Origin of the sequence: Microcoleus sp. S36b_A4, assembly GCF_036700645.1 — a bacterium.
GTDB lineage: Bacteria > Cyanobacteriota > Cyanobacteriia > Cyanobacteriales > Microcoleaceae > Microcoleus.
Genome location: NZ_JAUBPI010000067.1, coordinates 15,674 through 34,993, shown reverse-complemented (window position 1 = coordinate 34,993; position 19,320 = coordinate 15,674). Strand labels below are relative to the sequence as shown.

The window sequence follows — 19,320 nt, the reverse complement described above, 5'->3', positions numbered from 1 at the left end:
CTACCTAATTATCAACAAGGCATAAGAGCTATGAGGCTTATTCTATCAGCGTTATAGGCGACTTGTCGCCCCGACAGTTAATTGAGCGCTCGCGTGCGATAACCTAACGATTCTCTCGGTTAATGGTTAATCAATGTAACATACCATTCTTTCCTCGTTAATCTATATCGACACCCCCTACAACCATGTGTTGGTAGGGCAACGTAGGACTAAATGCTGCGTCGCTAATTTGTTTCCTCAGTAACAATAAAACGGTTTTAGATTTTAGATTTTAAATTAAGAGTGCCACCGGATTTTTAGTTCTCAAGCGATTTGGAATTAACTGTAAAAGGATAGTAGAAGAGAAGCGTTATCCCCTCTACTCTCACTACAACAACTGACTAATGGCGATAAATTAGACGGCGTTCAGTGATCGCTCTGAAAGAGCCGTCTTGCCAAACGGATTTTCATAGGAATGAGTTTTTATGTAAACCAAAAACTCATTGACCAGTTCTGTAAAATAGTTAAAGGCGACATCAATCAACTCCATCGCTTGTTGACGAATATTTTCTGAGATTTCAATGTCTCTAATAGCTTGCAAAGAAGCTGGAGTATGGAGCGTATGGGTATTTTCAATATGATTGTGATACATACCAAAATAGCGTAACTCATGACCAGTCATAGCTTGCAGTTGCATTGCCACCGGATTGGTTGCCTGGAAGAAAACATTTGCTGTAACTTCAGAAACCTCAATCGCCACCAACTTTATGATAGGATCGGCTTGGTAAGTGTAGCGCTCAAACAGAGGAAGGATGGAGCGAGATATTTTGGTATGCTCACTCCAAATGAATCGTACAACATCGCTGAAGGGCATTGAATAATTTATGCCCATCTTCTCCATGTCTTCCAGCAGCCATTGCCAGTGGAAATGTTCTTCATAAGTGTGCTTATTGACGATTTCTTGAATTTTATTTGTCGTGGGTTCTTGTCGCAAAACCCGCTTACATAGCTCGCTAAACTCCAATGCCAGTGGGGTAATCACTGGCGCAAATGCCAGTTTTTGCCGAGGTTCAACACTTTCATCTTTCATATACTCAAAAAACGGCAATTGAGCGAATTCCTGATTCTTTTTCTCAATTATACTAAGAAGGTCTTTCATCTCGATTCTCCGGTAAATCAAAAGTGAGTAGTTAAATTTAATTATATAGCAACTGTTCCCATACCCCCTTTTTTTGCTAATTTCCCGTCTAGGTTTTTTCCGGCTTGACGCATTGGCGGAATTCCTTACTAAACAGGGTAACTTCATCTAATTGGGTATAAATTGTACTTGACAAAAAACCGCCAATAGACTTTATATCTGTGAACCGAACTCAAACCTATAATCAAGTTTGAATCTTAACAAAGTCAATCAAGTTGAAACGGAGTCGGGCTACAGCCGAGATACGCGCATTCCGAGGACATGACGTAAAGTTTTGCAAATATAAGACAAAATGACTTGAAGTAGCAAAGCATGAAATGTTTAGCAGTCAAAGATTTCCGCTTTGAGGGTCTGTACGAGGCAGAGTATAACTACTACTCGGCCTTCTCAAACTTGGTTGAATAGTCAGCTAATTTAGGATGCTTTTGTGCTTCCAAGCTTCCTCGAAAGCAAAGTCGCCACTTATTTGTTACGTTTTTTAAAATCACGTCCTCGGAATGCAGGTATCTCGGCTGTACCCCTTAAAACCTCACCCCTACTTTTTCTATCCTTAATACGGCTTCACCCTAACCGAGAACTATTGACATGATTCCAGCTCTTAAAAAAGTTTGGCTTTACACATTTTGCTTGTGTTTACTGACTCTAGGTTGTACAAGCGTTAACTCCAATAATAGAGAAAACACTCCCAACACCGAGACAAGTGCACCGAGCAGTATCACAATATCCAACGCCGATAGCACCAACGAATTACGTGATCGGATCGAACAAATTTCTCAAGCGGCGATCGGGCGTGTTGGAGTTACAGCCACAGTGCTAGAAACCGGAGAGTCAGTGAGTCTGAATGGAAATCAGCACTTTCCGATGCAAAGCGTTTACAAATTTCCTATTGCAATGGCTGTTCTGGCTCAAGTAGACCAAGGAAAACTGAAGCTAGACCAGAAAATTCGTGTTGAAGCCAGTGATGTCCTCCAGGGTAGTCGGATTCTCAACGAGAAATCGCAGGGAATGGAATTCAGTCTGGCTGAACTATTGAAGTACATGGTTTCTGAAAGTGATAATACGGCTTCTGATGTGCTGTTACGACAACTCGGAAAACCAATAATTGTCACGGAGTATTTGCGGGGTCTTGGCGTAAAGGGTATCGTCGTTGCTAACACGGAGAAGGAGCTAGGGCAAGACACAGCAGTGCAGTATCGTAACTATGCAACACCTGATGCCACCATCGTTTTGTTGCGCGCCTTTCATGAGGGAAAAGGACTTTCCAAATCTAGTCAAGCTTTATTGCTGCAATTGATGACAGAGACAACTACAGGCCCACAGCGCATTAAAGGACTGTTGCCTGATGGGACGGTTGTGGCTCACAAAACCGGTACTTCTTCTACTGTAAATGGAGTGACGGCTGCAACCAATGATGTTGGACTCGTGACGCTCCCCAATGGACGGCATCTGGCGATCGCTGTTTTTGTTTCAGACTCTAGAGCAAACGATGCGGTACGTGAGGGAGTCATCGCAAAAGTGGCTTTGGCAGCATGGGACGAATGGAGCAAATAGTTGCTGAAGGCGAAGGTGTTAACGGTGGATCGCTCTCTTTTATAGTGGAACTCATCAAGAACTTTTGTGATTCCTAAACCTTTGATGCCACTGGACGTTAAGCACATTTTTAGTTATCAATGCCCTTCTAAACAAAGTAACGCATTCTCTTTGCTCTGGTTTATATCGCCAGGTATCAGTTGCATAAATCTTGAATTATTCACTCAGACATCTAGACGTTTAGATGATTAAAGAAACAGCAGGTGATGCGGCTCACAACAGTATCACACCTTCGAGAGATCAAATAAGGGGCAAACTCTTCCAGTGCAGCAACTGCTTGATTTTGGGGAAGATCCACCGCCTCCAATTACCTGTAACCGAGCGCTACGTTGTTATCGTTAATTAGCCGAGCCAACCCGCCCTATAACTCGCTCAATACGGCATCATTTTAAATGTTCAGTCATTCAAGCGTCTAGACATTTAGATGATTAAGGGATAAAGTTGAGTTAATCAACGTATCGATAAACCTATGATTGTGACAATCGCCTCATTCAAGGGCGGAGTCGGAAAGACAACTACAGCGCTGCACTTAGCGGCTTACCTGCAAACCAAAGCGCCGACGCTTTTGGTAGACGGCGACCTTAACCGCAGTGCTTTGGATTGGGGTGCGCGGGGTTCTCTCCCGTTCAAAGTGGTGGATGAAAAGCAAGGAGTTCGCTTTGCCAGAGATTACGAACACATCGTGATAGACACGCCTGCCCGACCCGACCCCGACGAACTCAAAACTGTAGCCCAAGGGTGTGACTTGCTGATTTTGCCCAGCTCTCCCGATGCGATGGCCCTCACCGCGATGGTGCAAATGGTGGAAGCTCTGCATTCCCTAAACTCGAATTACCGCATTTTGCTCACCCTCATCCCACCTGCTCCTAGCAAAGTCGGGATTGAGTCTCGGAGAACGATCGAGAAAGCTCAGTTACCGATATTTAAAGCTGAGATCAGGCGGTTAGCAGTATTTCAAAAAGCAGCGCTGGCAGGGGTTCCCGTAAGTGCTGTCAAAGATGCCTATGCCAAAGCTGCTTGGGGTTGTTATGCCGCTGTCGGTAAGGAGATACTCCCATGAGCCGCTTTGATGATTTACTGAAAGCCAAGAAACTCAAACCAGGCGAACCTGATCTCGAACCTGTACCCGCTCCGGCGTTACCCAAAAGCAAAGACCCAAACTTTGTCAGGGCCACGGTTTACCTGCCCAAACAAATGCACCGCGACCTCAAATCTGCTGCCGCACAGTCAGGTGAAGAAATCAGCGAGCTGGTTGAAAAGTCCGTCGCTCAATACCTCCAGCAGCTTAAGGTCAACAAAGACATTTGAATGCTTGGACGTTTGAACGTTTGGACGCTTGAATATTTGTCTTATCTGTTGCAGTTATCTCTCCCGTCAATTGCTGCATTCTTGAGGCAAGCGTACTGTTGTTGGTAAGCTGGCACAGGAATCATAAGGGAGCGGTGCAGCATGAACAAAATATGGCAGTTGGGGGCGATCGCTCTGATTTTGGGGATGATGGCTGGCTGCAATCTGACATCAGCCCCGCCATCTTCACGAACGCCTGTTTCTCCTAAACCAAGAGTGCAGAAACCCACAACGCAGCCACCGATCGCTTCGGCAACCAACAACCGCAATTTGCTCCTGGGCAATCCCAGCAATGCAGCTCCCAATGTTGCCAACATCGACAATTACTTGATGGTGAAGTCGCAGTTTGTGATGAGCTACAACAGTAAAACAAAGACCGCCAACTGGGTTTCGTGGCAACTGAACCGCTCTTGGATGGGAGCAGCCGATCGCCAAGACAACTTCCGCCCCGATGATTCCCTCCCAGATGCTTGGTACAAAGTGCGACCAACAGATTACACCGGAAGTGGTTACGACCGGGGACACATTGCACCCAGTGCCGATCGCACCCGCAACGAAGCGGATAACAGCAGCACATTCCTGATGACCAACATGATGCCCCAAGTGCCAGAACTCAACAGAGGCGTGTGGGGAGATTTGGAGGAATATTGCAGAGAATTAGTGCAGCAAGGAAAAGAACTTTACATCGTAGCTGGGCCCGTGGGGAGGAAAGGCAGCATCGGCAAAAAAGAAAAGATTGCGGTGCCGGCAAGGAATTGGAAAGTTATCGTGGTGATGGATAGACAAGGATTAGGGATGCAGGGAATTAGAGCCGACACTAGGACGATCGCTGTGATGATGCCCAACGATGCCAGCGTCAAAGGTTCGGGATGGAAAAGCTTTCGAGTTTCCGTGGCAAAAGTTGAGAAGGAAACAGGGCTGAACTTCTTATCGAATGTGTCTCCCCAGGTTCAGCAGGTGATTGAAAGCAAAGTGGACAGTCAGTAAAGAAGGGATACAACTTTTATCAAGTATACTTTTTTGCTTGATAATTTTAACCAACTGCATTAATATTTGCCATTACGAATCCGTAACAACCAATCCATAAAATAAACTTGATTAGCCAGTAAATTCTGACATTATATTCTCGATCAAGGAACGACCAGAGGGGAGGAAAAACAATTAGCAGCATAAGAAAGGAAGCTATAATACCCATCTGGTATGGCTTGTTCTCTGTGTAAGAGAGGAATAATAAAATCCCTAGCATACCAAAACTGTAAAGAGAAGCAAGCCAACTAAATACTTTGCCGGGTTTGTTCATATTACAACTTCTCTTCCTGACTCTAATTATGGTTGCTATGTAACTCAATGATTAACAAACAATCATAGTTCATCCTGTCTGTTGCAATCAAGTCTCGACCAATTTCGTAGACAGCCCCGCCAATCCGCCACCGTCCGTCTCCCCGACGATGTAGACATCAATCTCAATGCTGCCAACTCGGTAAACTTGCAATTGCGAGAGGTTTTGCTTCAACACGCTCACTAAGTTCTGAAAGCGCTTCGCCGTTTCCTCTTCCTCTTCATCGTGCCAATCTTCTTCAGCAGTGGGGGTATCAAAGAACTCATCGACTGTCACTACTTCGACTGAAGCATCGGATGGGTGTCCGGTTAGTTGCAAGAGTTTCGGCGGAGTGAGTTCTCCTTGTGCTGGCCAGTGAATGACTTCAAAGGGGGCATCGGTTTCGCTTCCGAAGAGTAAGCCCTCGGAAGCTTGTTTGAGTTGGGTGGCGATCGAGTCGGTCATAGTGGCTGTTAGTTAGCTAAAAATAAGGCAAGTTAGAACCTTTAGGGATGAAGAATTGGGGCAAACGCATCCATCAACGCTGGCTGGATAATCTTCCACAAGTGTAAGCCACCGTTGCCTGTAGGTTTTGGTCTCCCAGCAATTCTAAAACCGTCCTGATGTGGCAACCAGGCTCTAGTAAGTGAGTAGAATTGGTCAAGCTTGGATGTATGCTGGAGTTTTACCAGACTTGTCGAAGCACGATGATGCGATGGCTCAGGTGGCGTTTGACGAGGTAGTGCGAACGGCGGATAGCCTCAAAGAAAGTGGAAGTCGTCAGTTCGTTCACCAGTTGCGAGTGCAGTAACTTCAGGGCTGATAAAGCATCTGATTTACTCCTATTATTCTTTAACCTAAAAATTAGGGGAGCTAGCAGTATGACAGCAAAGATTTTATGTCCGGGATGGGACAATCTCTCTAAGGAGCAAAAAGAGCTTGCAACAGAATGGATTAAGTCACTCATCAGCTTCAGAATAACTACGGTTCAATTATCTGATTCTCTTTTCGACGAGTCTTCAGATAACTCCTTAAATCCAATAGATAATGCCATCAAAAATTTTCAGTTTGAGGTAGTAGACTCTTCAAGTACGTCGGAAGGAATTAATATTAAAAGAATTATTCCACCAGGAGTATTTGATATACCAGACCGCCCCCCTGACGCTATTCCTCAATTAGTATGCCTAGTTAATTGCTGGAGAAACGGTCATGCTGACTGTGACAAAAGGTGTAGTGAAGTAGGCTGATAATTCAGTAGCTTATCATTATTTAAGAAATGCAACGACCGCATGATGTAGGGTGGGCAGAAACCTGTTTTGATTTTGCTGTTTTACAAGGAATAGATTTTACTAAGGTAAACCTTGAAAAATCAAAGTTCCATAATGTTAATTTTGGAATTAAATGGAGCTGGCAAGTTTTCCTGCTTTTTGCAACACTACTGTTAGCTAGCTTAGCTGGTTGTTTCCTAGGAACAGGAAGCTTACTAGCAACGGGATTATTGACAAAATCTTCATTCCCTTATGGGGTTTCAGTTTTACTTTCTTTAAGTATCACATTATTTAGTAGTATACGAAAAAACTTTGTTCTGGGAACTATTATAGGTATAGGAGCCTTACTGCCACTTCTATTATTATCGATCACTCTGCCTTCCCCAACGAATAGCCTTGACGTAAGTGTTCCTTTTTTTTTAGGATCTGGAGCCATAGTGTTAGTTTCAATAAGTATAGAACTAGCCACTTTATCGCTAATTTTATTGAGAGTTTCACTAGGCTCTATTGTGATAGCTACTGTAAGTACATTTATCCCAATGCTTGCAGTAACTATTATAAGTGTACCCCTAACCAAAGTAATGCCGATCGTAATTGTAACTATTGCAATTTCCTGGCATCTTAGCCAGAAAGCACTCACTTGCAGTTTGGGTGGATTATGGAGGCTGCAAGCAGTAATAGCAATAGTGACAAGAGGAGGAAATTCCTTTAAGGGAGCCAACTTAACTGATGTAGACTTTACTGGTGCAACGCTTAAGTTTTGCGACTTCCGAGAGGCTAGTCTTACTTGTACTCGTTTCTATGAAGTTAAAGCACTTAATTATGCTCGTCTAGACAATACCTACCTTGCCAATCCGCAAATTCGGCAACTGGTCGTCACACTTAACGGACAGGCTCAAAACTTTGATGGTTTGAATTTGGAAGGAGTGAACCTACAAGGTGCAAATCTACAAGATGCCAGTTTTATTGGAACAAACCTCAACAACGCTAATTTGCGGAATGCTAATTTGTCCAGAGCCATCCTGAAGCAAGCACAACTCGATGGTACAAATATGACGGGAGCAATTCTCACGGGAGCTTGTATCGAAGATTGGGGGATTACAGGTAGCACCAAGCTAGAGGACGTGCAATGCGACTATGTATTCATGCGCCTGGAAACCAAAGATAATCCCAACCGATTGCGGAAACCGGATAACTGGGGGGAAACTTTTGCTCAGGGTGAGTTTGCTGATTTCATCAAGCCTTACGTGGATACTCTAGATTTGTACCACAGTCAGGATATTGACCCCCGCGCTATCTCCATTGCACTTAAAAACTTATCCACCAACCATCCAGAGCAAGAGCTGCGGTTTGTGGCTATCGAACGGCGGGGCAACAATGGCTTGAATCTCAGGTTTACAACTGCGCCAGGAGCCGACAAATCAGAGTTAAGCCATCAGTATTTTAGAGATTACGCTCGAATCAAGAAAGAATTGCCGCTTGCCGTTCAGCTAAAACTGGCCGAACAAGATGGTGAAATTCGTACACTTAAGGATACGATTGAGCAGTTTATCGAAACAGGTACGCATCAATCTAAGATTCACGCAGAAACAATTCAAATCATTAAAGGAGAATTAGTAATGACTCAAAACAAAGGAATCAACATTCATTCAGGGGGTGGCAGCATTGGCGACATCAGCGGGTTAGTTGGCGGTGATGGAGTCGTTAATTTGGGCACGATTAGCGGCAGCGTGACCAACACTCTCAATCAGTTGCCCGATTCCTCGGAACCTTCGGAACCCAACATCAAAGAACTCCTGGCACAACTCCAACAAGCCATCGAAAGTGATTCCGATCTATCCGACCCCGACAAAGTGGATTTATTAGAGCAGGTGCAAGCTTTAGCAGAAGCTAAGCAAACAGAGGAACCTGCTAAAAAACAAGGGCTGACACGGAAAGCGAGGAAGATGTTTGAGGCAACATTGAGCAGTTTGCCCCAGACTGCCAGCATTGTAGAGGCGTGTACCAAGTTATTACCCATGATTCTGAAGGGGTTAGGGTTGCCTGCTTAACGTTGCAGTATTTGTAGGCATAGTGCAAGATACCCCTATCCGACTGATTGGTATTCAGGATATGCACCTGATGATGCGATTCAACAGACTGCTGAAAGGTTACTCATTCAGGTGCAATCAAGGGCTTTGAAGCTGAAGTAATTGTGTGTTAAGCCCCGGTAGTTTGCTGGGGCTTTCTGAAAGCATTGACCGCTTACACATCAGGTCTGGTTTAGAGTTGATTAACTGACTAATTTTTCAAGGGTGACGTGGATTTCAATAAACGGGAAAGGGGAACGGAGGTAAGTTAGCTCTCAAGTATAAACCAACAACCAGAACCCATCCCCACAACCAAAACTCCCATTCTTTTAGGAAATTGCCGAAAAGCGTTATCAATAAAGAATTAAAGACCTTTTAGGACAGCCCAACTTTTCTGTTAACTAGCTGTTCCCTAATTCTCAAACAGACTGCTAAACCACATTAATTGTTTGACCGTTGGTTAGACGGCTGAAGTCATACTTTGTGCTACCAGCTATGAGTTCTTCAAACTCGGAAGTTATCAAAATGTCATTTATCCCAACGTCATTAAGCTGAGTGAACTTCACCGTTGTTCCCGATATACCGACGGTATAACTTCTCGACCCCGACGTTAATTCCAGTATGTCCTTACCGTTTCCACCATTTAAAACACCACTACCAAAGCCCTTAAAATAGTCTTTACCATCTCCTAAAAATACGCTACCAATCTGATTATATCCCTCAAGAATGATGGAGTCGGTACCATTACCAGTATTAATGCTACCAAAGTTGTAAAGACCTGCCTGGCTAATGGCAGTGATTATGTCGTTACCATCACCAGTATCGATGTTGCCGCCTTCCTCGTTCCAAATACCGACACCACCACCGATAATGTTAGTGCCAGTGATTACGTCATTGCCATTGCCAGTATCCATAGATCCAGAGTTGCGGATCCCCCAGCCATATAATTCGTTGGTAGTGCCAGTTATTATATCGTTACCGTCCCCAGTATTAAAGGTGGCCATAAAGTTGTTGATGCCACTCCTGCCAATACCCGTGATTACATCATTCCCTTTTCCAGTATCGAGGGTGCCACCGTAATTAATAAATATACCTAAATCCTGGCTACCAGTACCCGTAATTGTGTCATTACCATCACCAGTATAGATAGTGCCATAGTCGCTTTGAATTCCCACACCGACCTGGCTAATACCAGTGATTATTCCCTCAACAGTGCCAGTAATTATGTCATTACCATCCCCGGTATTTATGGTAGCATAGTGGTTATAAATACCAGCAGTAGGAGAGTTATAGGAGCCGGGAGTTTGGAGAATTCCTGTGATTATGTCGTTACCATCATCGGTATGAATAATCCCATAGTTGTTTAAAATACCAGCATGGGAATCGTAAAGGAATACGTCATCGCCATTGACGGTGCCCGTGATTATGTCGTTACCGTGGGCGGTATTAAGTGTGCCGTTGTTATAGAATCCGCTAATATTAACAAAGAAAAAATTGTTGCTGTAGACTCCGGTAACAATTTTCCCCGTACCAGTAATTATGTCGTTGCCACCAAGAGGATTAGCAACACCTGTATTGAGTATTTCCTCGACCCCCGACGCGGGGACAATATCCGCCCGATTGGTAAATGTTAGATTTGACAGTTCAATCGCCATAGCAAGACCTCTGAATGAAGAGAGAAATGAAAGTAGGTTAGATGTTATCCCTTATATTTGTAACCCAAACTACAATACTCTATTTTATATTGTTTTATTTCTTAACAGATTCAAAGCTATTTTTATGAGAAAGCTAGCTCCGAATGTGGTTTTAGTTCATAATAAAATTCAATAATGGACAACAAAGGTTAAAACAGCAATTTTGTCAGCAGGTTCTCAAGTAAGCTATCGATCGCTTTCACTTTTTCTTACTGCGGGGGAATTTGAGCAATTCACTTACCAAACGGTTGTCCCCACCACTGCCAGCATTCTTTGTTAAATGGCGACTTCCACTTATAGATAAGCTCCAATTCTAACTGGAGCCGTTGTTTTCGGTTGCTCGGCGCTCCATACCAAAAAGCTATGGCTACACTCACATTCAGGGAGTAGCGGCGATGCAGTTCGATGTAGTTGGCAATGTACTTATGACAATCGTGGCTCATCCATCTTTGCTTGGGAGTACGGTCTGTTTCTCCTATATACAGTAGCAAGGGAAGCTCGTTGTCGATAACGAAGTAGAGGCAAGTGCGATCGCCCCAATCCGGTTTCTCACAGAACGAGAGATTGTGCAGCTCCAAGGTAAACGGGTCAATGCTATCGGTATTACAGGGATTGGGTGCGAGCTCGAATAAGTTTCCCTGTCGCGGTTGGTCAGCGCCTTGAGATTGTTGGTGTTCAAGGATGCGCTGTTTCCAAGAATGCAACCTCTCGGAACTCATCACCAATGCAGGGGATGTAACAGAATATTGTGATTGAAACTGGGGGAAAAGTTCGAGTTGTTTCACAGGATTATAAAATAGCTGAATTTAATAAACTGATACTACATTAACTTTTCCATCTCCACTGCTGCTAAACGAGCTTGGAGTACGAGTAAGTTCACCGGGTCAATGCCGATGCTGAAGGTCATTAATTTTAGGGATGAGGGAATGTACCTGCTCAATTGATTCTCAACTTGACTCGAACCTACCACTAAATCAAATTCTTGGAGTCCAGGGACGTTGTTTTGAAGGCATTCTAGGGTAACGGCTGTTGATTCTATGTGATGCACGTTATAGTCGATAATCTGCTTCATTGCTTCGCTGCTGCTTTGTTCTTGGCACACGAACAATACCCTGGCATTGCGGGGCAAGGATGAGATATGGCTCAATAACTGCATGTCGGGTTGCACTTCAATCCCTATTACTTCCTTATTGGGGTCTGCTATCTGAGCTACGTCCCACAGGTTTTTGATGGTGGTTACTATTAAATCAGCAGATAATAGTTGGGATAAGGCTTGTGGTTCTTTAGCTGCCAAATGCGCCCAAGGAATCGATACCATACCTAATCCTATTGCAGCTTCTAAACAGGTACTGATAGCGATACTATCGGGATAGAAGTTCACAAACGCTACATTTATTTGATGGCGCTGAACTAACACGGCTTGAGCATAAGCTGCTGCTGAAAACTCTGATGCGGTTAACCCGTATTTGGATGCTGAATGAAAAGCTTGGCTGATTAGGTCATAAAAGGTTTTGCGGGCCACCATTTGTCTGATAAACGGAGTATCGGCAATGACCGTTCTTTTACCTCGATTGCCTACCAGATATCCCAAAGCAATCAGTTCGTTGTATACCTGAGCTACAGTATTGTGATTTACTCCCAAGCACTTAGCCAAGTGGGTAATCGGCGGCAAGGGTTGATTAGGCTTGAGATTTCCGCGCGCGATTAGTAGCTTAATTTGCTCGGTGATTTGAGCGCCGATGGTGATAGGCGAAGCAGTATCCACAATTAGCGGTAGAACCGGGTCTGTCATACAAGTTGGCATAATTATTTCTCATGTCATTAATTCATACTTTACTGATTACGAGACACTGCTAAAAGGCAGAATATTGCTAAGAATTCTGTGTTACCCATTACACTAATTTACGTTAAACATCCACAACCTACCGACATAAACTCCATTGAACCATAGGGGCTGGGAATGACGCTCTATAATGCGACCGTCCCTGAGTTGTACTTTTTCATTAATCTCTAGATGCGTCTGCTCGTAAATTTCCGTCATATCCTTGAGAAACAATTGCGGATTATCAAATTGCTTGGATACAAACTCCAATGCCAGTTGGTCGGATAATGATCGCACAATGAGTTCGGGTAGCTGCCAAATCCTCAATAAGTTGGGCGTTACTCCTACCATTTGCCGATTGTTGTTGACAATTAATATGCCTGCATTCTCTTGATATTGTAGTCGGTCTGAAATTGACAGCATCAGAAATTCTCAACTAACAAATCTCTACTTTCTTCGCTCCCCATTGTTGGAAATCCAGGAGTCTACCTTTTGAATTAGCTTAGCGCATTATATCACACATCTGATAGGGGCTTACCGCAATAATACTGATTGACTCATATTATAATACTGGTGTACCATAGAACGCACTTATTGTATTGCCATAATTTGTAAAGAGGAGATAACAAAATGAAGTGGTTATTGGATTTGGGAGCGCAATACCGCCAGAATCTTCTGGCTGGAGCTTTTTACAAGCTGCTAACCACAGTAGAGCATCCCGATGATGTTCGGGCTTGGGTCAGGCAACTGTACTATCAATCGAGTGACTTTACTGCCGCACTAGCGATGCGCTATACGATGTGCCGGGACTTTCGGTATCAAGGATGCTTTGCACACCACACCACCGAAGAAGTAGACCACGCCTCGCTGCTACTTGATTGGATGCACAAACACGGTTTCCTGGAACCGGGAGAAAACCCGACCTCCATCGCTGCCACCCTAGAAACGCAGTTGGTGAGCGCCTATTGTTTCCGCTCCGTGTTGCGAGAATCCTACGAGCATCAAGTTATTGCCATGAATCTCATTTCTGAGGGCGTGAGTTTCGATTTCTTTTCTGCGGTCATTCCCGTGTTCACCCGCCTCGGACTCAAAACAAATCGCTATTGGACGATACACCGTGAAATCGACCAAGAACATTTGGCAATGGGCATTGACCTCATCCCACAGTGCGATGAAGATTCCCCATTAGGAAAAGAGTACAGCCGCATCGCTTGTGAAACTAGCGTGCTGTATGGTCGGATGCTGGATTCTTGGTGTACCGCCAATCTGGGCAATCAGGAGACACCTTCACTTGCTCAATTGGTGGCAGCAAGAAAATAGCGGACACCTAATGAAAAAGCAACTAAAACATGGTGGCGATACTCACACAGCGTCACCCTTTTCAGTATCACAGAGCATCCCTGGAGTTGGCTTTCCTAAAAATTAATCACACTAACCTTGTCCTGCGATTCTCTCAAGCGCCTTGCCATTAACAGCATGGCTTGGTTTTCTTCAGTCTCGTCTTTTAGTTCAGACAAAGCACGTTCAATCCTTAAAAGCGGGTGCTCTTCTCTCTCCCTTTTTTTCCTCTCCAAGTCATTTTGAGAGGTGATGATGCTAACCACCTGGGCGCACTCGCTGCCCGGCCGCAACCGTGCAATCACCTCCATGCACCGCCACAGCAAGTCGCTGCTGAGATCCTGCTTTCCCTGCCGCACTTTGCTCCAAGTCTGCCGCGCAATACCGCTTAGTTGAGCTAATTCTGTGCCGTGAATGTCCGCCTGTTCTTCACAAAGCCACCTCAATAAAGGTGATACGGGTTCAGTCATTGTAAATATTTATTACATATCTGTCGCTTATGGGTGACAGAGGGGATAATTTGTCAATGATTGGCGAATCTATTGACTCATAGGATAACTCAAAGTTAACACATCGGTCACGCAGAAAAGAACACAGGTTCAAAAAAAACAAACCCTCCTTGAAAAAAAGAGGGCTCAAAAATTATTAATAAGGAATTCCATCATGACAGATTCTTCGGAAAACAGCAACACCCCCGCTAAAGATGGCAGTTTGTTAAGGTTTTGGGAGCAGGAGGTATTGCCCCGACTCACTGCCGACTTGGTGTACGACCATCCCTCACATCAATTCCAGCGCAGCACTCAGAAGTGGCGGGGTGGTAGTCCGTTTCGCAAAAGCAAGTCTGGGACTTCGTTTGCGGTGTGGCCCGATACTCTGCGCTTTTATGATGCGGGATGCGAGTTTGCAGGCGACCCCCTTGCTTACATCCACAGCATTAAGGTGAACCGGTGGGAGCATCCCAAGGGCATTGATTGGGTGGAAGCCTTGCGGGAAGCAGCTTCGAGGGTGGGAGTCGAGCTGCCAGAACGCGAACACAGTCCCAGGGAAATCGAAGTAGCGGCGAAGTGGGAAGCGCGCCGGGGGATATTGGCTGCGGTGTACGCTCAATGCCAAAATTGGCTGTGGGGCGAAGCGGGGACGGGCGCTCTCAACCACTTGATTGCAGAGAGGGGCATGAGCCGAGAGGCGATCGCCGAGTTGGGATTGGGGTACTACCTGAGCAAGGATGAAGTTGCAGCAAGGCTCAAAGAGCATAACCACAGCTTAGAGATTGCTGAAGAAGCGGGCGTGTTGACCCGCAAGTGGGAAGGATACGTCACTTTTCCTTGGCACACGGCATGGGGTCAACCGCTTACTGTGTACGGTCACTGTCCCACAAAACCCCTACCCCTCAAAAAGCACCACCGGGGATGGAAGGGCGAGAGGGATGCGGGCTATCGAGCTTGGGGAAAACTTTCCGAAGCGAAGAAGATAGAGCAACCTTGGGTCGAACCGACAATCCCTAAGAAATATGCTTGCTGGAATCCCAAGGATGAAGAGGGGGCGTGGCTGGCAACGAAGGAATCACCGCTTTACTTCGATAGAGCTTTGGCAGCGGGTCACAAAGAAGTGGTGGTAGTCGAAGGGGTGACGGATGCAGCGGTGGCTCAAGCGCTGGGAGATACCAGAGTTATAGCTTGTGTCGCTGCCAGCTTGTCGGGAGAACAGGTGCAGTCACTACGGCGATCGGGAATCGAGAGAGCGGTGATTTGCCTTGACCCGGATAGCGCGGGGGATAAGGGTATTGAAAGCTGCATCAAATCTTTGTTGCTGGCGGGGATTATACCTTATGTAGCTCCCCGATTGCCGGTGGGTGAAGATGGCGATGGCGACCCAGATAAATTCATTGCCCGCAACGGCATCGATGCTTGGTTGGAACATACCCATTTGGAAAAAGCTCAGCACGGGTTGAGGTGGAAAGCCCAACAAATCACTCGCTTGTCGGGAAACACCGATGCGGATAAACAAGCAGTGCTCCTAGAAGCAACTAAGTGGGCAACCAATATAAAGGATGCCGTAGCGCTGAGCATATTCTATTGGCCGACCATTGGTGAAACTTTGGGAAATTCCCCGCCACCTTGGTTACTGGAGTTTGGTAAAGGATTGGGTGCGGGCAATGAAGAGCATTCAGCGCAAGTTACCAAGTGCCCCGACCGCAAGCGGGATGCGTTTTACCGGAGTCTGTGCGACAAGTTGGGGCTCGACTTCAACTACTACACCAGGGGGCGGACTTTCGATGACTTTGCGGTGAGGAAAGTATTCGGAACGCATTACAAAGCCATCAACAGCGCCATGTATCAATACACCGGGGCGGGATGGTGGCAACGCCAGGACGAAAAGCGATGCGAACACATGATTGCAACGTGCAGCGAAAAGGTATTCAAACTCCATCAAGTGAGCAAGTGGGAATGGGAAGAAACGTTCCCCTTTTCCAGTGAAAGCTGCACCAACTCCGCACTCAAGTACGCCATGAAGCGCCTGTACTTAGAACCTCCCCAACACAGGCACTTTAGAGCATTCCAGAATGGCACCGTGGATATGAGAACGGGAGAACTCCTACCCCACGACCCGGCTCACTATCTCACTTCGGTCATTGAATCGGATTACGTTCGTGATCGCCCGTGCCCCCAAGTTTTCCTCGACTTCATCATCTCCGCTTTTGGTGAAGACCAATTGGAAGCAGTGAGAGCCTACACTTCGATGCTGATTGACCCTACGGCACCCTATGGTAAGTTCATTCACATCATCGGGCCTTCGGGTTCGGGTAAGGGAACTCTACTCAGGCTCTGGGGTGAAATCTTTGGGTTGGAGGATTCGCACTCCGGTGACTTTGCAGAATTGAGCAATCCCGAATCGCGTCATCAACACCTCACGGGTAAATCTTTGTACACCATTCCCGACACCGGGGGTTACATCACCGGGATTAGACCTTTTTATGAATTGGTGGATAATGGCAAACTTTCGGGTCGCAGCCTTTATTCATCCTGCGGGTACACCAAAGAATGGAACTGCCGATTTGTGGCTGCTTCTGTTGACCACCTGCAAATCGAGAATGCGGGTGATGGCTGGGATAGGCGGTGCTTGCCATTGCTATCAAAGGGACGGGAAGGATTGGAAGACCCCTACCTGCGCCATAAACTCTCTGCCGTCAAAGCGGATATCGTATCCTGGGCGCTGGCAATGCCCCGAAGTGAACGTGATGCCATATTGCTGCAACCTTCCAAGAACAATCGCATCCGCCTTGCCAAACTTGATGCCGCTACCTACGGCGACCCGGTACGCAGCTTCATTGACCTTTGCTTTCGACCGACCGAAAGTGCTTCAGTCATCCAAAACCACGAACTCCACAGTTGGTTCATCGCTTACTGCAAAGCGCACGGCTACTCGGATAACCGGGGGATGAGCAAGTTCATCGCTCACCTCAAAACAGTAATCCCCCAACACCACATACCCAGGCAGCGCAAAGATGGCGAGTTACAACCCGCTCACTGGACTCACATGACTCTGTTACCGGGGGTCATGGTCGATATTTCAGTCGCTGAGGATGCTTCTAACGGCTATCAAGGTAAGCCAAATCAACCACACCCTGAACCTGAGTGGCGGTGTGCCAAATTCCGTTGCTCTGAAGGCGGGTTGCTGGCTTTTGAAGAATGGCACGAACAACAAAAGATGGGGAGCCTTGCACCTGATTTGAATCAACAAGGCGATCAGGGCATAACGGGGGGTGTCACCATACAGTCTACCTTGATCAGCAGAAACATCACGCAAACTCAAGAGTTTGAAGGTAGTGATCAGGGTGATCAGGGTGATCAGGGTACTACTTCCCTAACAAATGAAAGGGTGGGGGATGTTCCGAATCTACAAAACACCCCCCCTCAGAAAAGAGGTGAGAAGTTGTTATCTACCCTGATCAACACAGATCGCCCTGATCGCTTGCTCGGAATTGATGAATGGGTATCCCAGCTTTCAGAACTAGCCAACCGAGATGGCACAACCTATGAAGCGGTGAAGGGATTGGGTGTACCGAATCACCAGCGCTCTGAAATCTTTGCTGCATTGACACCCTCGGTAAAAGACCAACTAAAAGGATTGAGGGAAGAATTTGAGAAGGGGATTCCCCAAGATATCGAGAAGTGGAGGGAAGCAATCGCAGCTTGGTCGCTGTTGGATGCAGAGGCACTGAACCATCAATGGCAGCAGTTTGATTTGTGGAGCCAATGCTTGTTGGGTATCGGTAATTGGGTGGAAAGAATCAATAAATCAGGATTATTTGACTTAGGAGCATCGGTTTATGCCCAAGCGCTTGAATTAGCGATGGGAGACGTTGAGCTAACAGTTGAAGGGGAAGTAACAAAGGCGGAGGTAGAAGTAACAAACCTTGAACCCAAACAACTCAATTTCTTGCCCGAGGTTCATCCCCCTTCAAAACCCGAAAATAGATTTTCACCAGAATCGGAGGATTGGTTTTAGCTATGAATAAACAATGCCCGAATTGTGCTTCTCCTGACATTTACCGCCGTCATCCCCATAGTTTGGAGCTATGGTGCGACAACTGCAATCACCGATGGCAAACCAAACAAGTTGCAGCCCCGATTCTTCGAGATAAGTTCTGGCTCACCAAACCTTTGAAGGGCTGGCATTATGTCGAAGTGTGGCACTCATCAAGCAACCACCAGAAGTTTGCTTATCGGTTAGCTTATAGTGCTTCCCTCTTCGGTGAGTTACAGGGTGAATTTGATACACCAAGATTAGCTTTAGAAGCGGGAATTCAGGATACTAAGGGATTATTGACACCCGCTGAGTCACCAATTTAATCAGCTCTGTTGTGATTCCCAAAAAGGAGGATCAAGGATGATGCGAACGCTTTCACTCTTCAGTGGCATAGGCGGTTTTGAGCTAGCAGCCACCGCCCTAAATTGTTTCACAGTCGAACAGTTTGTAGAAATCGATGAGGACGCTCAATATGTACTCCGACAGCACTATCCCCACATCCCGATTCACAGCGACATCCGAACATTTAGCGCAGCCCCAGGACAATACGATTGCATCTGGGGAGGTTTCCCTTGCACCGGGACGAGCAATGCCGGAAAGCGAGGAGGATTGGCTCATCCAGAATCTAGTTTGTGGTGGCAAATGCTCAGAGTTATCCTCGAAGTTAGACCCAGCTTTGTGGTTGTCGAAAATCCAGAAGGCTTGCTCGTCCGAGGAGGTAGAGAAGTCGTTGCCTCTTTGCGAATGGCAGGATATTGTGTCACAGACCCGCTCCTCATATCGGCAAAGGAAGTGGGAGCTGGACATCAGAGAAACCGAGTCTTTATCGTCGCTTACCTTCAGGACTTTGCACAGCAGCAATACGAGCACCACTTCCAGACCGGCTGGGCTAACGAAGTGCGAACAATCGCTCAGGAAGCTCGGCATCATTTCCCCATCCCACTATTTGTCCGCGACGGGGATGGAGTTGATATTCGGATTCCCCCAGGGCTGGATGGATTGCCTTTCGAGCACAACATCTCTATCTCCCACTTTGGAGTCAAGAGCAGAACCAAAGGTAGAATCCGAGCCAGATACCTTTTTGCCAAAACCGTTATGCCCGGACAAGCTTACATTGCTCTCACACGGGTGCAGCATCTCGCCCAAGCTTTCGGAATCATCGATTGA

Annotated in this window: 18 protein-coding genes; 11 read left to right on the top strand and 7 right to left on the bottom strand. The window is 46.1% G+C overall.

Annotated elements, in window-relative coordinates; all coding sequences use genetic code 11:
* Positions 1-394: 394 nt before the first annotated feature.
* Positions 395-1,138, bottom strand: coding sequence for a hypothetical protein (locus QUA03_RS20005; RefSeq protein ID WP_333049745.1), 744 nt, complete (start codon positions 1,136-1,138; stop codon positions 395-397).
* Positions 1,139-1,762: 624 nt separating this feature from the next.
* Here QUA03_RS20005 and bla point away from each other — a divergent pair.
* From bla to QUA03_RS19985, 4 genes are all read left to right on the top strand, one after another.
* Complete coding sequence (gene bla, locus QUA03_RS20000; RefSeq protein WP_333214306.1) at positions 1,763-2,728, top strand: class A beta-lactamase; 966 nt, start codon at positions 1,763-1,765, stop codon at positions 2,726-2,728.
* 508 nt (positions 2,729-3,236) lie between these two features.
* Positions 3,237-3,827, top strand: a complete 591-nt coding sequence (locus tag QUA03_RS19995) for a ParA family protein (RefSeq protein ID WP_333214304.1) — start codon at positions 3,237-3,239, stop codon at positions 3,825-3,827.
* Positions 3,824-4,075, top strand: a complete 252-nt coding sequence (locus QUA03_RS19990) for a CopG family transcriptional regulator (RefSeq protein WP_333214302.1) — start codon at positions 3,824-3,826, stop codon at positions 4,073-4,075. The genes QUA03_RS19995 and QUA03_RS19990 overlap by 4 nt, the downstream gene beginning before the upstream one ends.
* Positions 4,076-4,216: 141 nt before the next feature.
* Complete coding sequence (locus QUA03_RS19985) at positions 4,217-5,101, top strand: DNA/RNA non-specific endonuclease (RefSeq protein WP_333214300.1); 885 nt, start codon at positions 4,217-4,219, stop codon at positions 5,099-5,101.
* A gap of 400 nt (positions 5,102-5,501) precedes the next feature.
* Here QUA03_RS19985 and QUA03_RS19980 read toward each other — a convergent pair whose 3' ends face one another.
* Complete coding sequence (locus tag QUA03_RS19980; protein WP_333214298.1) at positions 5,502-5,897, bottom strand: nuclease A inhibitor family protein; 396 nt, start codon at positions 5,895-5,897, stop codon at positions 5,502-5,504.
* A gap of 181 nt (positions 5,898-6,078) precedes the next feature.
* Between QUA03_RS19980 and QUA03_RS19975 the strand changes: the two genes are divergently transcribed.
* The 3 genes from QUA03_RS19975 to QUA03_RS19965 all read left to right on the top strand — a co-directional run bounded on the left by QUA03_RS19975 (position 6,079) and on the right by QUA03_RS19965 (position 8,751).
* Positions 6,079-6,243, top strand: coding sequence for a hypothetical protein (locus tag QUA03_RS19975; protein WP_333214296.1), 165 nt, complete (start codon positions 6,079-6,081; stop codon positions 6,241-6,243).
* Positions 6,244-6,313: 70 nt separating this feature from the next.
* The gene (locus QUA03_RS19970; protein ID WP_333214294.1) at positions 6,314-6,679 is read left to right on the top strand and encodes a hypothetical protein; all 366 of its coding nucleotides are present in this window, start codon (positions 6,314-6,316) and stop codon (positions 6,677-6,679) included.
* A gap of 560 nt (positions 6,680-7,239) precedes the next feature.
* On the top strand, positions 7,240-8,751 hold the full coding sequence (locus QUA03_RS19965; RefSeq protein WP_333214292.1) for a pentapeptide repeat-containing protein: 1,512 nt from the start codon (positions 7,240-7,242) through the stop codon (positions 8,749-8,751).
* A gap of 449 nt (positions 8,752-9,200) precedes the next feature.
* Here the strand turns inward: QUA03_RS19965 and QUA03_RS19960 are convergent, their stop codons facing one another.
* The 4 genes from QUA03_RS19960 to QUA03_RS19945 all read right to left on the bottom strand — a co-directional run bounded on the left by QUA03_RS19960 (position 9,201) and on the right by QUA03_RS19945 (position 12,708).
* The gene (locus QUA03_RS19960) at positions 9,201-10,424 is read right to left on the bottom strand and encodes a hypothetical protein (RefSeq protein ID WP_333214290.1); all 1,224 of its coding nucleotides are present in this window, start codon (positions 10,422-10,424) and stop codon (positions 9,201-9,203) included.
* Between the two features lie 272 nt (positions 10,425-10,696).
* Positions 10,697-11,248 (bottom strand): GIY-YIG nuclease family protein, encoded by a 552-nt coding sequence (locus QUA03_RS19955; RefSeq protein WP_333214288.1) that lies wholly within the window; start codon positions 11,246-11,248, stop codon positions 10,697-10,699.
* Between the two features lie 35 nt (positions 11,249-11,283).
* On the bottom strand, positions 11,284-12,267 hold the full coding sequence (locus QUA03_RS19950; protein ID WP_333214286.1) for a GntR family transcriptional regulator: 984 nt from the start codon (positions 12,265-12,267) through the stop codon (positions 11,284-11,286).
* Positions 12,268-12,360: 93 nt separating this feature from the next.
* Positions 12,361-12,708: a hypothetical protein gene (locus tag QUA03_RS19945; protein WP_333214284.1), complete on the bottom strand. Its 348-nt coding sequence runs from the start codon at positions 12,706-12,708 to the stop codon at positions 12,361-12,363.
* A 207-nt stretch (positions 12,709-12,915) separates the two neighbouring features.
* Between QUA03_RS19945 and QUA03_RS19940 the strand changes: the two genes are divergently transcribed.
* A complete protein-coding gene (locus QUA03_RS19940; RefSeq protein ID WP_333214282.1) occupies positions 12,916-13,605 on the top strand; it encodes an iron-containing redox enzyme family protein in 690 nt (229 codons plus the stop codon).
* 95 nt (positions 13,606-13,700) lie between these two features.
* Here the strand turns inward: QUA03_RS19940 and QUA03_RS19935 are convergent, their stop codons facing one another.
* A complete protein-coding gene (locus tag QUA03_RS19935; RefSeq protein WP_333214280.1) occupies positions 13,701-14,093 on the bottom strand; it encodes a hypothetical protein in 393 nt (130 codons plus the stop codon).
* 193 nt (positions 14,094-14,286) lie between these two features.
* On the opposite strand from QUA03_RS19935, the gene QUA03_RS19930 reads away from it, so the two are divergent.
* Genes QUA03_RS19930 through QUA03_RS19920 form a run of 3 tightly spaced genes read left to right on the top strand, consistent with a single transcriptional unit; the run spans position 14,287 to position 19,320 of the window.
* Complete coding sequence (locus QUA03_RS19930; protein ID WP_333214278.1) at positions 14,287-18,132, top strand: toprim domain-containing protein; 3,846 nt, start codon at positions 14,287-14,289, stop codon at positions 18,130-18,132.
* Between the two features lie 2 nt (positions 18,133-18,134).
* The gene (locus QUA03_RS19925; protein WP_333214276.1) at positions 18,135-18,476 is read left to right on the top strand and encodes a hypothetical protein; all 342 of its coding nucleotides are present in this window, start codon (positions 18,135-18,137) and stop codon (positions 18,474-18,476) included.
* A 37-nt stretch (positions 18,477-18,513) separates the two neighbouring features.
* The gene (locus QUA03_RS19920; RefSeq protein ID WP_333214274.1) at positions 18,514-19,320 is read left to right on the top strand and encodes a DNA cytosine methyltransferase; all 807 of its coding nucleotides are present in this window, start codon (positions 18,514-18,516) and stop codon (positions 19,318-19,320) included.

Bases quoted from the DNA above. Each gene is read 5' to 3' on its own strand.
- QUA03_RS20005 (WP_333049745.1), bottom strand. From the start codon at position 1,138: ATGAAAGACCTTCTTAGTATAATTGAGAAAAAGAATCAGGAATTCGCT.
- bla (WP_333214306.1), top strand. From the start codon at position 1,763: ATGATTCCAGCTCTTAAAAAAGTTTGGCTTTACACATTTTGCTTGTGT.
- QUA03_RS19995 (WP_333214304.1), top strand. From the start codon at position 3,237: ATGATTGTGACAATCGCCTCATTCAAGGGCGGAGTCGGAAAGACAACT.
- QUA03_RS19990 (WP_333214302.1), top strand. From the start codon at position 3,824: ATGAGCCGCTTTGATGATTTACTGAAAGCCAAGAAACTCAAACCAGGC.
- QUA03_RS19985 (WP_333214300.1), top strand. From the start codon at position 4,217: ATGAACAAAATATGGCAGTTGGGGGCGATCGCTCTGATTTTGGGGATG.
- QUA03_RS19980 (WP_333214298.1), bottom strand. From the start codon at position 5,897: ATGACCGACTCGATCGCCACCCAACTCAAACAAGCTTCCGAGGGCTTA.
- QUA03_RS19970 (WP_333214294.1), top strand. From the start codon at position 6,314: ATGACAGCAAAGATTTTATGTCCGGGATGGGACAATCTCTCTAAGGAG.
- QUA03_RS19965 (WP_333214292.1), top strand. From the start codon at position 7,240: ATGCTTGCAGTAACTATTATAAGTGTACCCCTAACCAAAGTAATGCCG.
- QUA03_RS19960 (WP_333214290.1), bottom strand. From the start codon at position 10,424: ATGGCGATTGAACTGTCAAATCTAACATTTACCAATCGGGCGGATATT.
- QUA03_RS19950 (WP_333214286.1), bottom strand. From the start codon at position 12,267: ATGCCAACTTGTATGACAGACCCGGTTCTACCGCTAATTGTGGATACT.
- QUA03_RS19945 (WP_333214284.1), bottom strand. From the start codon at position 12,708: ATGCTGTCAATTTCAGACCGACTACAATATCAAGAGAATGCAGGCATA.
- QUA03_RS19940 (WP_333214282.1), top strand. From the start codon at position 12,916: ATGAAGTGGTTATTGGATTTGGGAGCGCAATACCGCCAGAATCTTCTG.
- QUA03_RS19935 (WP_333214280.1), bottom strand. From the start codon at position 14,093: ATGACTGAACCCGTATCACCTTTATTGAGGTGGCTTTGTGAAGAACAG.
- QUA03_RS19930 (WP_333214278.1), top strand. From the start codon at position 14,287: ATGACAGATTCTTCGGAAAACAGCAACACCCCCGCTAAAGATGGCAGT.
- QUA03_RS19925 (WP_333214276.1), top strand. From the start codon at position 18,135: ATGAATAAACAATGCCCGAATTGTGCTTCTCCTGACATTTACCGCCGT.
- QUA03_RS19920 (WP_333214274.1), top strand. From the start codon at position 18,514: ATGATGCGAACGCTTTCACTCTTCAGTGGCATAGGCGGTTTTGAGCTA.